This window comes from Porticoccaceae bacterium LTM1 (assembly GCA_030252795.1).
Classification (GTDB): Bacteria; Pseudomonadota; Gammaproteobacteria; order Pseudomonadales; family Porticoccaceae; genus SCSIO-12696.
Genome location: CP127080.1, coordinates 1887582 through 1902190 on the forward strand (window position 1 = coordinate 1887582; position 14609 = coordinate 1902190).

Here is a 14609-nt window from a genome sequence, read left to right on the forward strand (position 1 = left end):
GTGGCTTCAAAAAAGTTTCGCGGCCCCAAGCTAAGTACCAAGCTCTTGATGCTTGGCTTGGTTTTGCTGGTTATCCCTTATTTGGGTATCCAGTCATTAATCGCCATGAAAAACTTTTTGCTCAAAGGTCAGGAGCAGGCGCAATTATTAACCGCCGAAGGGATTGCAACCCTGCTTTATGGCCGCGACGAACTGTTCAACGATATGCCCTCCTCTATCGATGGCTACGAAGAACTTCCCATTTATCCACTCGACACCAATATTCAATTGGACGCCTTTGATGATGAGTGGCGCGCCTACGGATTAACCCGAAAATCGACCACTTACCGCGGCAGCGGTATTTTCTTCGAGCTGGTATTTGGCGAGCGGGAAGGATATATCTACGGCTTGCTGCAAGTTAACGACAGTACACCAGTAAATCGTGATCCAACCCTGCTGCGACTGAATCAGTCAGATCATGTTCGACTCTATTTTCGTGATGAACAGGGCAACGACCAGCGAGTACAGATTGTCTGGGAAGGCAGTGGCGTTACCACCAGTTATTATGTCGATGAAAGGTGGCGAAATTATCTTGGTGACGGCCTGCCGGACACCAGCATCAAAGGCTATATCCAACGCAGTAGCGACTCCTATACGCTGGAGTTTCGGGTTCCACTGGATCTTATCAGTGGCCGCCAATTGGGGCTGGAAGTTGCCGATGCGCACTCACCTCAAGAGCGCCAGATCAATGCACGCTTCGGCACATTCAAGACTCTTGAAGACAATCCATACAGCCAGATGGTGATGCGTTCACCTCGACTGCAGGACTTGTTGGACGGCATTTCCACTACCAATTCCCGAGTCTGGATCATCGACCGCGATTATCGAGTACGTGCCAGCAGCGGCGAGCTGGAAAAGGATCGCGAATTAAATGAACTTAAAGGCCCCACCAATAACAATGTGACATTGCGGGAAGTGTGGCGTGCTTTACGCTCCTGGATGACCGATCGCATCATCGGCATGCCGGAGGGTGAAATTCAGGATTATGACCCAAGACTCACCACCAGCCGGGAGGAGCTGGTTTTGCGCAACGCACTGAATGCCGAATCCGGTATACAGAAAAGACAATCCCTGGATGGCAAAAGCACAATAATCACCGCTGCTCACCCTATTCGCAGTAACAGTGGCGTAATCGGTGCAGTACTGCTGGAACAGAGTACTCACCAAATTCTTGGCCTGCAAAGTGAAGCACTGGAACGGGTAGCTACACTTACTCTGATCAGCCTGCTGGCAGTCATTATTACCCTGCTCTCTTTTTCTGCCCGCCTAGCCTGGCGCATACGTCGGCTTGGCCAGGAGGCCAGTATGTCAATTGATGACTATGGGCGGCTGCGTGGTTTGAGCATTGCCCGGGATCTTCGCGCTGGGGATGAAATTGGCGACCTGGCCCGCAATATAAAGCTGGCGCTGGAAAAACTGAATCAACACCAGGGTTTTCTGGCCAACATTCCCCGCACACTTCGCCACGAAATCAATAATCCACTCAATACCATCAGTACCTCACTGGACAACCTGGAGCGGGAAGCACTGGCAGGAGATGACAAAAATCCTTACCTTGCAAGCGCCCGCCGGGGGCTTCAACGAATTAGCATTCTGGTCGGGAAATTAGCCGATGCAGCTAACCTTGAAGAAGTTCTCGACACTGAAGAGATGTTCGAGTTTGATCTCGCAGCCATGCTTAGTTCCTACGTGCAAAACCAACAAAAGCTGAGCCCGAATCAACCGCTGCAATTACATCTGAGTGAACCTTCAGTGATGATTCACGGCTCAGATATGCACATTGAACAATTGCTGGATAAATTACTGGATAACGCTCGGGATTTCAGTGAGCTCAACGAGCCGATTCTGATCAATTTACTGGTTATAAAAAATCAGTGTGAACTGCAAGTAATCAATAAAGGACCCATGCTGGAGAGAAATGATATTCCAAATCTTTTCCAGATTATGCACTCAAAACGTCACGACAAAACCCCCGGCCACTTCGGGTTGGGCCTCTATGTCGCCCGAATTATTGCAGAGCATCACGGCGGCACAATTAAAGCCGAAAACCTGGCCGACGGTTCTGGCCCATGTTTTAGAGTGCGCCTACCGATGAGTTAGAATCTGCTGATATAAATGTCGGTCGAACGACAATTCGACCGACATTTATCCAATCAACAACGACTGGCCAGAAACATTTTGTAGGCAGGATTGTTACTCTCGTCGGTATACAGGTAACCCAACCGCTGCAAATGCTCCAGGAAATCACCCATCTCTTCATCGGGTACTTCGATACCAGCCAACGCCTGGCCAACCGATGCGCCGTGATTACGAAAGTGAAATAGAGAGATATTCCATTTATCACCCAGCACTTCCAGAAATCGCATTAATGCCCCTGGTGTTTCCGGAACCTCAAAATTAAACAGGCGTTCATTTGAAAGTCCGGCAGGCGAACCTCCCATCATGTAACGAACATGCAGTTTCGCCAATTCGTTATTAGAGTAATCATCCACACTGTAGCTCTTGGCAGCCAAATCAGCCTTGATCTGATCAAGCTCGGTATCGGCATTTCGCAGTTGCACCCCGACAAAAACATGAGCCTCCGCATCAGGAACGAAGCGGTAATTAAACTCCGTTACCGGGCGCCCACCCATGGCCATGCAAAAGCGCCTGAAACTACCTTTGCATTCAGGAATTTTTACTGCCAGTAATGCTTCACGTTTTTCCCCAAGCTCACAGCGCTCGGATATATATCGCAGCGTATGAAAATTCAGGTTGGAACCACTTAGCACCGCTGCCAACTTGCGTCCTTCGTAACCGTGCATCTGCTGGTGTTTTTTCAAACCCGCCAGCGCTACTGCACCTGCCGGTTCGGCAACCGCTCTTGTATCTTCGAAGATATCCTTGATGGCAGCGCAGATCTGGTCAACGTCAACCTGAATCACTTCATCCGTGTACTCTTGCGCCAGGCGAAACGTCTCTTCACCCATCCGCTTTACGGCAACCCCATCAGCAAAAACACCTACATGCTCTAGCTCAACAGGAGCACCTGCCTCCAGTGCTGCGGCAAAACAGGCAGAGCCATCAGCCTCTACACCGACAATGCGAATGTCCGGACGCATCTGTTTCAAATACACAGCGACACCGGCTAATAGACCACCTCCACCAACCGGGACAAAGACCGTATCCACTTCCGGGTTTTGCTGGAGTAACTCTTTCGCCAGGGTACCTTGACCGGCGATCACATTTGGATCATCAAAGGGAGGGATCAAGGTCCAGCCTTTTTCGTCAGAAAGACGTCTGGCCTCTTTACCCGCATCATCAAAAGCTGCTCCGTGCAAAATAACATTGCCACCCAGTGCCTTGACCGCTTCCACCTTGATATCCGGTGTCGTTTCCGGCATCACGATTGTTGCCTCTATGCCGAGTCTCTGTGCGGAATACACAACCCCTTGAGCATGATTACCTGCGGAAGCTGCCACCACTCCTGCGGATTTTTGCTCAGCGGTGAGATTCACCAGTTTGTTATAAGCTCCACGCAACTTATAGGAGTGGACGGGTTGCAAGTCTTCCCGCTTGAGAAAAATTTGATTTCCCAAACGATTTGACAGTCGACTCATTCCGTCCAGGGGCGTCACCAAAGCTACCTGCCCCACTGGTGCAAGAAGAATCTGACGCAAATATTCCGTTGCCGATTGAGACTCTCCTCCTTTATCCAAGGGACGTTGTGCATCCAACACAGTGTTGTTCACAGTCGGCCTCCTTGTAACATGGCATCAGAAGTACTAACTACTTCAACGCTTGTTATGTCGTAGTTTTTCACGAGTTGATTTTCCAACAGGTGCAGAGGTCGCTCACCCGTCACACTCAACTCCACATGGAGAAATTTGTTACTAGTATCCAGTCGCGCATTGAAGCTCAAAACTGAAAACCCCCTGAAGCGCACTACTCGAAGTAAACGCTCCAGTGCCGCTGATTCATTTTTACACTGGACGACCAAACTATTACCTGCAACAGCGTTCATATCACCACTCTCCTTCAGGCTCATTACACTTCCTCCAGCATCTCTTTATTGGATTTTCCGGGCGGCACCAATGGCCAGACATTATCTTCGGCATTAATGCACACATGGAGCATTCTCGGTCCAGTAGAATTGATGAACTCCTCCAGGGCCTCATCAACCTCATTGCCTTCCGTGATTGTTCGTCCGGGGATATCAAATACCTTTGCCAATTGAACAAAGTCCGGGTTGTCGGACAGGTTTGTTTCACTGTAACGCTGGTCAAAAAATAGTTGCTGCCATTGGCGTACCATGCCCAGGCGTTCGTTATCGATCAGTAGAATTTTTACTGGAAGCTGGTAACGCTTGATGGTTTGCATTTCCTGAACGTTCATCATGAAAGAACCGTCTCCGGAAACTGCAACAACAAAATCATTCGGTCTGGAAAACTGTGCGCCGATCGCTACTGGCAAACCAAAACCCATAGTCCCCAATCCGCCACTGCTTAAATGGTTTTTGGGATCATCGAATGTCATATGCTGGGCAACCCACATTTGGTGCTGGCCAACATCGCAACAAACAACAGAGTTTTTCGGCATTTTCTCGCTGAGTTTTTTCAGCAGTGCCGGTGCGTAGATACCCGGTTTGTCGAAGTCGTATTGCCATTGGTAGGCATCTTTCAAGGCTTGACACTTACGACTCCAATTGTCCAGATTCAGGGACATTTTCAGGCGCGGCAGTACCTTTTTAAGGTCATCGTGTAACGCGACATCAGCGCGCCGCAATTTATTGGTTTCCGCCTGATCCACATCCAGGTGAATAACCTTTGCCTGCGGAGCAAAAGTGTCGAGCTTACCGGTTACCCGGTCATCAAATCGGGCCCCAACAGCCACCAGCAGATCGCAATCATGTACCGCGAGATTGGCGGCCTGATTACCATGCATACCGAGCATACCCAGGGTGTTTTCATTTTCGCGATCCAGAGAGCCCAAACCTTTCAAAGTACATACAGCGGGCATATTGGTAGCCTGCTGAAACTCTCTCAACTCTGCCACAGCATCTGCCATACCTACGCCTCCACCGACGTAGAGTACCGGCTGCCTGGCCTCGGCCAGCAGCGCTCTTGCTGATTCGATTCCTGCTTCATCCAACTCAGGCGAGAATTCTTCTGCTGCGAGGGCCAAATGCGGTTGGAGATCTACCTCGGCCAACTGAACATCTTTAGACACATCCACCAGAACCGGTCCAGGGCGCCCGTCTACAGCAACCTCAAAGGCATCCCTCAGTACCGCTTCCAATTCATTAACATCTTTAACCAGGTAGCTATGCTTGGTGACTGCCAGCGACAAGCCCAGAACATCGGCCTCCTGAAAGGCATCTGTCCCTTGAACGTTAGTGGCTACCTGCCCGGTGATTGCCACTACCGGTACAGAATCAAGCATGGCATCAGCCAAAGAGGTGATCAGGTTAGTGGCTCCAGGGCCTGAGGTAGCAAAACAGACTCCCACTTTGCCACTGGCTCTGGCGTAGCCAACCGCCGCGAAGCCGGCTCCCTGCTCGTGCCTGAACAGATGGTGCTGGACCGGACTGTCATAGAGAGCATCATACAGTGGCATGATTGCACCACCCGGGTACCCGAACACCCTGTTCACACCATGCTGTTCAAGTACCTTGAGTATTAATTCCGAGCCTTTCATGTCACCGTCCTAACCACTCTTTCGTTAATTTCATAAAGAAAAACCCCCGAATCTTTCGATGCGGGGGTTTAGGAGTTCGTAGTATTTCGCTTTATCGAATCCGTAGAGTACCCCGCCGCGATCCAATAATGATCTCAGCAATAATGCGAATAATAATGTTGCAAGATTCGACGTTTCTCATTTCTGTCTCTATCCAACGATGTCGAAGCAAATACATACCTCTAAAAACTTGAAAGCATGTTATTAGCATTTTTACTCAATGTGAATGATATTTTTTGCCAATTTGGCACTTTATATCAATATGACTGGCAGTTTTAGGCTATTGACCACCAATAATAGGCAAATAATAAACGCATCCAAGGGTAAGAAACGGGAATCAAAACAGTCTTAAAACTCGCATCGCTCCCCAATATGGGGGAGCAATGGGCTTACTCGCCTTCGATTCCCTTGATGGGTTTGACTGATCCCCAAGATTTGCAGGTCGGGCACAACCAATGCAGTTGTCGACCAGAAAAACCACACTGACTGCAACGATGGGTTGGACGTAAAAGCTGAAGTCGCTCCAGTGATTGCGTTAACAACCGATTCTGTTGCCGACTTGATTCGTCCTCTGGTGATTGCCACTCCAATAATTTCATCAATACCTTAATGGAGGGTGACTTCTTGAGCTGCCTGGTTAGGAACTCACTAGCTTGCTCAGTGTTTTGGGTGATAGAAATCTGATCGGCAAGTGCTACCAGTAAGCTACTGGTGGGATACTTTTCAATAAGAGTGGTCAGGTAATTGGTGAGCTCGACACCTTTACCCAGCTCACGATAGCAGGTGCAAATATGTTCAACGGCTTCTGGCAGGTAATCAGGGTCCTGGGCAACAATTTTATTAAAATGCTTCAGTGCCTCTTTGTAATTTCCCTGCTTTACTTCCAGACGTCCCCACAACAAACTGGCTCGCACCGAGTTCTTGTCATATTTAAGTGCTGACTTTAGCTGCCTGCGCACCTCAAGATACTCCCCCTTGGATAACGCAAGCTCGGCCAATTCACAGCAAAAGTGCGCCTGCTCCGGACAGAGTCTTGAGCCACCAAACAAGAGCCTGCGTGGTGCCAATCGACCGGCTGCGCGAATGGCTTTTTCCCACTCATGCTCTTCGCGATAGATTTCAATCAGGTACTTAAGTGCTGGCTGACGAAATCGTTCGGACATTTCAACCAGGTCGAGCATTAACCGCTCTGCCCGATCAAGCAAACCGGCAACCATAAAATCTCTGGCCAGCTCGAGTTGCGCCTGATGCACCTGCTCTTTCGATAAGCTCGGACGGGAAAGAAGATTCTGGTGAATACGGATTGCCCGCTCAACTTCACCACGGCGCCGCATCAAACTGCCAAATGCCAAGTGAGTGTCCAGCGTTTGGGCACTCACTTCGAGTGAGTTGATAAATGCATCTACGGATTCGTCAGGCTCTTCATTCAATAGAAAATTGATGCCGCGAAAATAGCTTTGGGTACTGCTGTCCGGCTGCTCAAGACCAACTTTTCGCTTTACCCACCAGGCACCGCTACACCAGGCGGCGATCAACGCAGCTAAAACCAGCAGCGATAGAATAATCAGCGACACCAGGTCCATCTGCATACCAGAGCTTAAACTCACGACTGTTTAACGGCTTCGAGCCTGGCAACTTTGCGCTCACTGTCAATCAGGCGCTGGCGATAACGTCGAGCCAGTCGACGTGAGTGCAAGGCAGAAGGCAGGGTCAACAGGCCACCCAACAGAGTTCCAACAGCGAAAGCGCCCAGCACCCACACTGCGGTAGGTAACTGCCCCATCGGAATGCCCGGCAGCACAAAAGCGACTTCCTGTTTATTTTCCATGTAGATCCACATACCAATCAGCACAATGGAAATACCAAGAAGGATAAGCAAAAGGCGTTTTAACCAGATCATTTTATTTTTTCCGTTTGTCACGGTGTGAGATTGCCACGTCGGTGGACGAGTCGCAACGGGATTTTGTCGGGAAACAATTTACAGGCGGATACTGTGATTCTGATTTTGATACGCAATCAATTTGCGGCTGAAGCCGCACATTGGAATGGATAAGTGCCAGAGAGGATGACAGGCAGCGAATGATCAATGGCCATTAAGGCTTTCATTAACCCGCTCTCTCAACTCCTTGCCCGGTTTGAAATAAGGAACATACTTGCCCGACAAAGTGACCGAGTCGCCAGTCTTGGGATTGCGGCCTACCCTGGGTGCTCGAAAATGAAGACAGAAGCTACCAAACCCTCGCACTTCGATACGGCGATCCTCCACCAGTGCCTGGGTCATGCTTTCAATAATCATTTTCACAGCCAATTCCACATCCTTGGGAGGAAGCTGGTCATGGCGAGTGGCGATGCGTTCGATCAATTCTGATTTTGTCATGGCTTATTATCCTGCAACGTGCTGAAAGTATTACGCTTTTTTCTATGCGTTGCAACTGGCTGATGAATTTTCAGGGATTGATCGACGTGCGGATCAAAATCACGCAAGCCAGCGAAATTGTCCAGCAATGGATTACGTCACAAAATGCCAAGGTGGAACCTGAAATATGGGTGCCAGCATGTATTGGGTCTGATTTGTTGTGACACGTCGTGAACCCATCCATGGGGACTCGTGGCCAGCATCCATGCTGGCCACGGTCACAACAAATCAGACCCAATACATGCCCATCAAAATTCGGTGGCCGCCCTAAGTTGCAACACAGTAAAGGGCCGCAATCAAATCCGCAGGCATAAAAAAAGGGCGACCTAAGTCGCCCTTTTTGACTGATCAACAGTGTTGATTAGTCGCGGTTTTCCATTTGTGCCTTGATCAGGTCACCGATGGTAGCCGGTTGAGCTGCTTCGGCAGAAGCCTTGCTGTGCTCTTTGATCGCTGCTTTCTCTTCAGCCACGTCTTTGGCTTTGATAGACAGGTTGATTACGCGGTTTTTGCGGTCAACGTTAACGATCTTGGCTTCAACTTCTTCGCCTTCTTTCAGCACGTTGCGAGCATCTTCTACCTTGTCGCGGCTGATTTCAGACGCTTTCAGGGTAGCTTCTACATCGTCGGCCAGAACAACAATAGCGGCTTTGGCGTCCACTTCTTTGATGGTGCCCTTAACGATAGTACCTTTATCGTTAGTAGCTACGTAATCAGAGAACGGATCGCTGTCCAGCTGCTTGATGCCCAGGGAGATACGCTCACGCTCGGCGTCGATAGACAGGATAACGGTTTCCAGCTCGTCACCTTTCTTGAACTTGCGTACGGCGTCTTCGCCAGCTTCGTTCCAGGAGATGTCGGACAGGTGAACCAGACCGTCGATGCCGCCGTCCAGGCCGATGAAGATACCGAAGTCAGTGATTGACTTGATGTTACCGGAGATCTTGTCGCCTTTGCTGTGCTTGGTGCCGAAGTCGTCCCACGGATTGGTGTGGCACTGCTTGATACCCAGGGAGATACGACGACGCTCTTCGTCAATATCCAGAACCATAACTTCCACTTCGTCGCCCAGTTGAACAACTTTGCTCGGGTGGATGTTCTTGTTGGTCCAGTCCATTTCGGAAACGTGTACCAGACCTTCCACACCCTCTTCCAGCTCGGCGAAACAGCCGTAGTCGGTCAGGTTGGTGATCTTGGCCTTGATACGTGCACCTTCCGGGTAACGGCTGATGATGTTCACCCAAGGATCTTCGCCCATTTGCTTCAGACCCAGAGAAACGCGGTTGCGCTCGCGGTCGAACTTCAGAACCTTCACGTCGATCTCGTCGCCAACATTGACGATTTCGCTTGGGTGCTTGATACGCTTCCAGGACATGTCGGTGATGTGCAGCAGGCCGTCGATACCGCCCAGATCTACGAACGCGCCGTAGTCGGTCAGGTTCTTCACGATACCCTTCAGCTGTACGCCTTCTTCCAGCTTGGCCAGAACTTCTTCGCGTTCAGCGCTGTTCACTTCTTCCATTACCGCACGACGGGAAACAACAACGTTGTTGCGCTTGGCGTCGAGCTTGATAACTTTGAATTCCAGTGGCTTGTCTTCCAGGTGAGCAGTTTCGCGAATCGGGCGAACGTCAACCAGAGAGCCCGGCAGGAAGGCACGCAGACCTTGAACGTCAACGGTGAAACCACCCTTAACCTTGCCAGAGATAACACCTTTAACCACTTCGTCAGCATTGTGAGCAGCTTCCAGCGCAGTCCATGCTTCGGCGCGCTTGGCTTTTTCACGAGACAGACGGGTTGCACCGAAGCCATCTTCTACCGCTTCCAGTGCTACTTGTACTTCGTCACCAACACTCAGAGTGCACTCGCCGTTTTCGTCGAGGAACTGGTTGGCCGGGATAACGCCTTCAGATTTCAGACCAGCGTGAACGGTAACCCAATCGCGGTCGATATCGATAACAACGCCGGTAACAATAGCACCAGGTGCCATTTCGACGGTTTTAAGGCTTTCTTCAAAGAGTTGTTCAAAGCTTTCGCTTACAGACATGAAAATCTACCTATAGTAGTCGGGGTAACAGGCGAGACTCGCTTGTTAGCGCCCTGCAACCGTATAGCCAGTTATACGGGTCATTAATGTATGGGTGGAGACTGCGCAATTCTGACTGATCGCAAGCCTCTGCCCGGCTTTGTTCGCACCCTCAACGGCTGCGATGACAAATCTGTATTTCGCGGCATTTCGCCACTAATCTTTACTGCTTTACTGCAGTATCAACGCCTTTACGTGCAATGATTTCCATCACGGTCTGGAGTACTTTGTCGATACTCATATCGGAGGAATCAACTACTTCAGCGTCTTCGGCAGGTACCAGTGGAGAGACCGATCTTTGACGATCGCGCTCATCGCGGGCACGGACCTGCTCGACGAGGGCGCCGAGGGTAACACTTTCACCCTTTTCTATCAACTGATTATAGCGGCGTTCTGCACGAACTTCGGCACTGGCATCAAGAAAAACTTTGGCCTGCGCCTCAGGAAACACTACGGTGCCCATGTCGCGACCATCTGCCACCAGACCAGGGGCTTTGGCAAATGCTCTTTGACGTTGCAGCAGCGCCTCGCGAACTGAAGGGATAGCTGCCACCAGAGAGGCGTCTGCCCCCGCCTCTTCCGTACGTATCTCTGAGGTGACCACCTCACCTTCAAGCAATACTCGAGTCTCACCATTTTCCTGAGCCTCAAAGCGAACATCCAGATGAGCCGCCAATTGAGTAATGGCCTCCTCATCATTCAACGCCACGGCATGACGACGTGCTGCCAATCCCAGCAGACGGTAAAGTGCACCACTATCCAAAAAGTGAAACCCCAACCGACTAGCCAACATCTGGCAAATAGTGCCTTTGCCGGATCCACTTGGGCCATCAACGGTAATTACGGGTATTTCTTTATTCATAATTCTATCCATGCATTTCTTTTGGGCTGATCCTGAAAAGAGTCTTCAGTGATCTTCTACCTTTATGCCTACCTTTTGAGCCAGATCGACAAAGCCGGGGAATGATGTCGCGACATTGTTACAGTTTTTAATACGTATCGGACCGCTTGCTCTCAAACCAGCGATCGTGAATGACATCGCGATCCGGTGGTCATCGTGGCTCTCCACCTCTCCGCTACTAATCTGGCCACCATTAATCACAATGCCATCTTCAGTGGCCTGGGCATCAATACCGAGCACAACCAATCCATCAGCCATCGCCTGAATACGGTCACTCTCCTTGACGCGCAACTCCTCTGCTCCGGTCAAAACCGTCTGCCCTTCAGCACAGGCAGCTGCAACAAACAGCGCCGGAAATTCGTCGATAGCCAGCGGAACCTGATCTTCCGGTATCTTGATTCCCTTAAGCGGTGCATATCGTACTCGAATATCGGCAACCGGCTCCCCACCTACTTCCCGCTCATTGAGGAGTTCTATATCACTGCCCATTAAGCGCAGAATATTGATAACACCAACACGGGTCGGGTTGATACCAACGTGGGTCAGGGTGATATCCGAGCCAGGAGAAATGGCCGCTGCAACCATAAAGAAGGTAGCCGAAGAGATATCGGCCGGCACATCAATTGAGGTCGCCTTCAAAGTGCCACCAGATTCTACAGTTGCTACAGCTCCGTCCCGCTCTACCTCATACCCAAAACCTTCCAGCATACGCTCGGTATGATCGCGCGTCGGGGCTGGCTCAGTTGTTTTGGTCTTCCCTTCCGCATAAAGCCCAGCCAACAGCACACAGGACTTCACCTGGGCACTTGCCATCGGCAACTTGTAATCAATACCTTTCAGCTTGCTGCCACCTTTGATTTTTAAGGGTGGCCTGCCACCTTCAGCGGTTTCGATCTCTGCGCCCATCTCTCGCAGTGGAACAGCAACCCGGTTCATTGGACGGCCCGACAGGGAGTGATCTCCAGTTAATTCGGTATCAAATGCCTGTCCAGCCAAAAGCCCGGCCAACAGCCGCATGGAAGTGCCGGAGTTCCCCAAATACAGTGGACCGGCTGGCGCCTTGAGTCCGTGCAGGCCAACTCCATGAATAGTCACTCGGCGCTGACCCTTCTCATCCGTTATTGGCCCCTCAATCACCACCCCCATATCACGAAATGCCTGCAGGGTAGCCAGACTGTCTTCACCTTCAAGGAAGCCAGTGACCTCAGTAATACCTTCCGCCAGGGAACCAAGCATAATAGATCGGTGTGAGATGGATTTATCACCCGGGACACGTATCTCGCCGTGGACAACGCCACCCGGTTGCACAATGTATTCAACGGAATGATCAATATCAGACACGTTTTCTGGCTCCATATAAGGTTTTTCTTCAAGCATCTTTGTGAAGTGGTTACGGGCCTCTTTGGCGCGGATAAACACCCCCAGCAAATGGTCACTGTCCCGATCTATAATCGCCTGCCTGAGGCTGCTCAAGTGATCTGTGAGCTGATCCAGCACGCTTACCACTGCCTTGTCATTGGCCAGTGCAATATCGTGCCACATGACCGGGTCGCTCCCGGCAATGCGGGTAAAGTCCCTGAAGCCCCCAGCGGCATAGCGAAAGATTTCGCGGTTTTCACGCATACCGGCAAGGGTATCAACCAGAGAAAACGCCAGCATATGAGGCAAATGACTGGTCGCAGCCAGCACCTCATCATGCTCTTCCACGGACATTTGATGTGGCTCAGCTCCCACAGCACTCCAAAGCCGGTCAATTTTTCGCAAGTGTTCTGTCGACGTTTCCGGCAAGGGCGTCAGGATCACTTTATAGCCTTCATACAGGCTCTCGTCCGCCGCCGTGATTCCGCTTTTTTCGGCACCAGCTATTGGGTGCCCCGGCACAAACTGGATTGGCAACTTGCCATAAATGCGCCTCGCATCTTCAACAACACTGCCTTTCACACTGGCTACATCCGTCACTGTGACAGTTGGCGAAAGACACTCGTTCAGTTCCTGGAAAACTTTTGCTACGGCCAATGTCGGAACAGCTATGACAACGATGTCATTTTCATTCAACTCGTCGGCAATGGTTTTAATTGAGACAAATGCTCGATCTACCACCCCCAGATCTACCGCAGCCTGGCAGGTTGAATCATCGCGTGCTACACCAATCACCTCCTGGCATAGACCGCGTACTCGGGCCGCCTTGGCAAGGCTGCCGCCGATAAGACCCAGACCGATAACCACCAGTTTGTTACAGATTTTAGCCATAGCAGAAAATGTAAGGTGATAAGAAAGCGCCCGTATCGACGCGAAAAAGGCAATTACAGAAATCGTGGGAAGGCCTGTTTGTATTTAAACAGGCAACTCAATCCCACGAAATCAACAGCAGCCTACAGGACCCCTTTGGGGTAAGAACCCAGCACTTTGACGTCAGCGGCTTTGGCGCGAACCTCATCCAGAACAGCGGTAACTGCCGGGTCATCCCTGTGACCTTTAAAATCGATAAAGAACACATAGTTCCATTTAACGGAACGGGATGGGCGAGTTTCAATGCGGGTTAAGTCAATCTGGGCATTATGAAAAGGCAGCAACAGATCGTGAAGCGCACCGGGCCTGTTTTGCATAGTCACAATAATGGATGTCTTGTCATCACCACTGGCAGGTACAGTCTGCCGACCGATGATAAAGAAGCGAGTGGAGTTATCCGGTCGATCTTCAATCTTTTCGCGAAGCTTGGTAAGCCCAAACATTTCCGCTGCCATATCACCGGCAATTGCCGCTGAGTTCCACTCACCCTTCACGAATTTAGCTGCTTCGGCATTACTGCTGACAGCAACCCTTTCGATATTTGGATAGTGGGAGTCCAGCCACAAACGACACTGGGCAAGTGATTGGGCATGCGAGTAGACCCGGGTAATATTGTCTGGCTTGGTGTTTGGCCCGATCAGGAAATTCTGGTGAATGCGTAGCTCAACTTCACCCGCAATACAGACATTGGAGTCCAGGAAACTGTCCAGGGTATTGTTCACAACACCTTCGGTGGAGTTCTCCACCGGAACCACACCAAAGTCAGCGGCACCGGCGATTACTTCACGGAAAACGTCATCAATTGCAGCCATGGAAACTGTTACTGCAGAGTGGCCGAAGTGCTTCAGCGCCGCTTGCTGGGTAAATGTTCCTTCAGGCCCCAGGAACGCAACCTTTACAGGCTCTTCAAGTGCCAGACAAGCCGACATGATCTCCCGGAACAATCTGGCCATCTCTTCGTTATTCAGCGGTCCCTGATTCTGCTCCAGAATTTTGCGAAGAACCTGTGCTTCACGCTCAGGGCGGTAGAACACTTCACCGCTTGCGGATTTAACTTCCGCCACCTGTTTTGCACAATCGGCTCGCTGACTGATCAACTCAAGCAACTGCTTGTCGAGGGTATCAATCTGTTGACGCAATTTACCCAATTTTTCGTCTGTCAT

The 14609-nt window shown here is 50.6% G+C and carries 11 protein-coding genes; 1 reads left to right on the forward strand and 10 read right to left on the reverse strand.

Going from position 1 to position 14609, the window contains the following annotated elements; all coding sequences use genetic code 11:
- Positions 1-2139 carry an ATP-binding protein gene (locus QP938_08245; GenBank protein ID WIO73297.1) on the forward strand — a complete coding sequence of 713 codons (2139 nt, stop codon included), beginning with the start codon at positions 1-3 and terminating at the stop codon, positions 2137-2139.
- Positions 2140-2192: 53 nt separating this feature from the next.
- Here QP938_08245 and ilvA read toward each other — a convergent pair whose 3' ends face one another.
- The 10 genes from ilvA to pheA form a co-directional block, all read right to left on the reverse strand.
- Positions 2193-3737: a threonine ammonia-lyase, biosynthetic gene (gene ilvA / locus QP938_08250; protein ID WIO75640.1), complete on the reverse strand. Its 1545-nt coding sequence runs from the start codon at positions 3735-3737 to the stop codon at positions 2193-2195.
- Between the two features lie 29 nt (positions 3738-3766).
- Positions 3767-4066: an acetolactate synthase 2 small subunit gene (gene ilvM, locus QP938_08255; protein WIO73298.1), complete on the reverse strand. Its 300-nt coding sequence runs from the start codon at positions 4064-4066 to the stop codon at positions 3767-3769.
- Positions 4066-5715 (reverse strand): acetolactate synthase 2 catalytic subunit, encoded by a 1650-nt coding sequence (gene ilvG / locus QP938_08260; GenBank protein WIO73299.1) that lies wholly within the window; start codon positions 5713-5715, stop codon positions 4066-4068. The genes ilvM and ilvG overlap by 1 nt, the downstream gene beginning before the upstream one ends.
- 428 nt (positions 5716-6143) lie before the next feature.
- Positions 6144-7361, reverse strand: coding sequence for a lipopolysaccharide assembly protein LapB (lapB, locus tag QP938_08265; GenBank protein ID WIO73300.1), 1218 nt, complete (start codon positions 7359-7361; stop codon positions 6144-6146).
- Positions 7358-7654 carry a lipopolysaccharide assembly protein LapA domain-containing protein gene (locus tag QP938_08270; protein WIO73301.1) on the reverse strand — a complete coding sequence of 99 codons (297 nt, stop codon included), beginning with the start codon at positions 7652-7654 and terminating at the stop codon, positions 7358-7360. The genes lapB and QP938_08270 overlap by 4 nt, the downstream gene beginning before the upstream one ends.
- A 183-nt stretch (positions 7655-7837) precedes the next feature.
- Positions 7838-8131, reverse strand: a complete 294-nt coding sequence (ihfB, locus tag QP938_08275) for an integration host factor subunit beta (protein ID WIO73302.1) — start codon at positions 8129-8131, stop codon at positions 7838-7840.
- Between the two features lie 400 nt (positions 8132-8531).
- Positions 8532-10217: a 30S ribosomal protein S1 gene (gene rpsA, locus QP938_08280; protein ID WIO73303.1), complete on the reverse strand. Its 1686-nt coding sequence runs from the start codon at positions 10215-10217 to the stop codon at positions 8532-8534.
- Positions 10218-10419: 202 nt separating this feature from the next.
- Complete coding sequence (cmk, locus tag QP938_08285; GenBank protein WIO73304.1) at positions 10420-11118, reverse strand: (d)CMP kinase; 699 nt, start codon at positions 11116-11118, stop codon at positions 10420-10422.
- Positions 11119-11163: 45 nt separating this feature from the next.
- On the reverse strand, positions 11164-13407 hold the full coding sequence (locus tag QP938_08290) for a bifunctional prephenate dehydrogenase/3-phosphoshikimate 1-carboxyvinyltransferase (GenBank protein WIO73305.1): 2244 nt from the start codon (positions 13405-13407) through the stop codon (positions 11164-11166).
- Positions 13408-13529: 122 nt separating this feature from the next.
- The gene (gene pheA / locus QP938_08295; GenBank protein WIO73306.1) at positions 13530-14609 is read right to left on the reverse strand and encodes a prephenate dehydratase; all 1080 of its coding nucleotides are present in this window, start codon (positions 14607-14609) and stop codon (positions 13530-13532) included.

Excerpts from the sequence above, each read along its gene's own strand:
- ilvM (WIO73298.1), bottom strand. The coding sequence starts at position 4,066 with ATGAGCCTGAAGGAGAGTGGTGATATGAACGCTGTTGCAGGTAATAGT.
- cmk (WIO73304.1), bottom strand. The coding sequence starts at position 11,118 with ATGAATAAAGAAATACCCGTAATTACCGTTGATGGCCCAAGTGGATCC.
- QP938_08290 (WIO73305.1), bottom strand. The coding sequence starts at position 13,407 with ATGGCTAAAATCTGTAACAAACTGGTGGTTATCGGTCTGGGTCTTATC.
- ihfB (WIO73302.1), bottom strand. The coding sequence starts at position 8,131 with ATGACAAAATCAGAATTGATCGAACGCATCGCCACTCGCCATGACCAG.
- rpsA (WIO73303.1), bottom strand. The coding sequence starts at position 10,217 with ATGTCTGTAAGCGAAAGCTTTGAACAACTCTTTGAAGAAAGCCTTAAA.
- ilvG (WIO73299.1), bottom strand. The coding sequence starts at position 5,715 with ATGAAAGGCTCGGAATTAATACTCAAGGTACTTGAACAGCATGGTGTG.
- QP938_08270 (WIO73301.1), bottom strand. The coding sequence starts at position 7,654 with ATGATCTGGTTAAAACGCCTTTTGCTTATCCTTCTTGGTATTTCCATT.
- pheA (WIO73306.1), bottom strand. The coding sequence starts at position 14,609 with ATGACAGACGAAAAATTGGGTAAATTGCGTCAACAGATTGATACCCTC.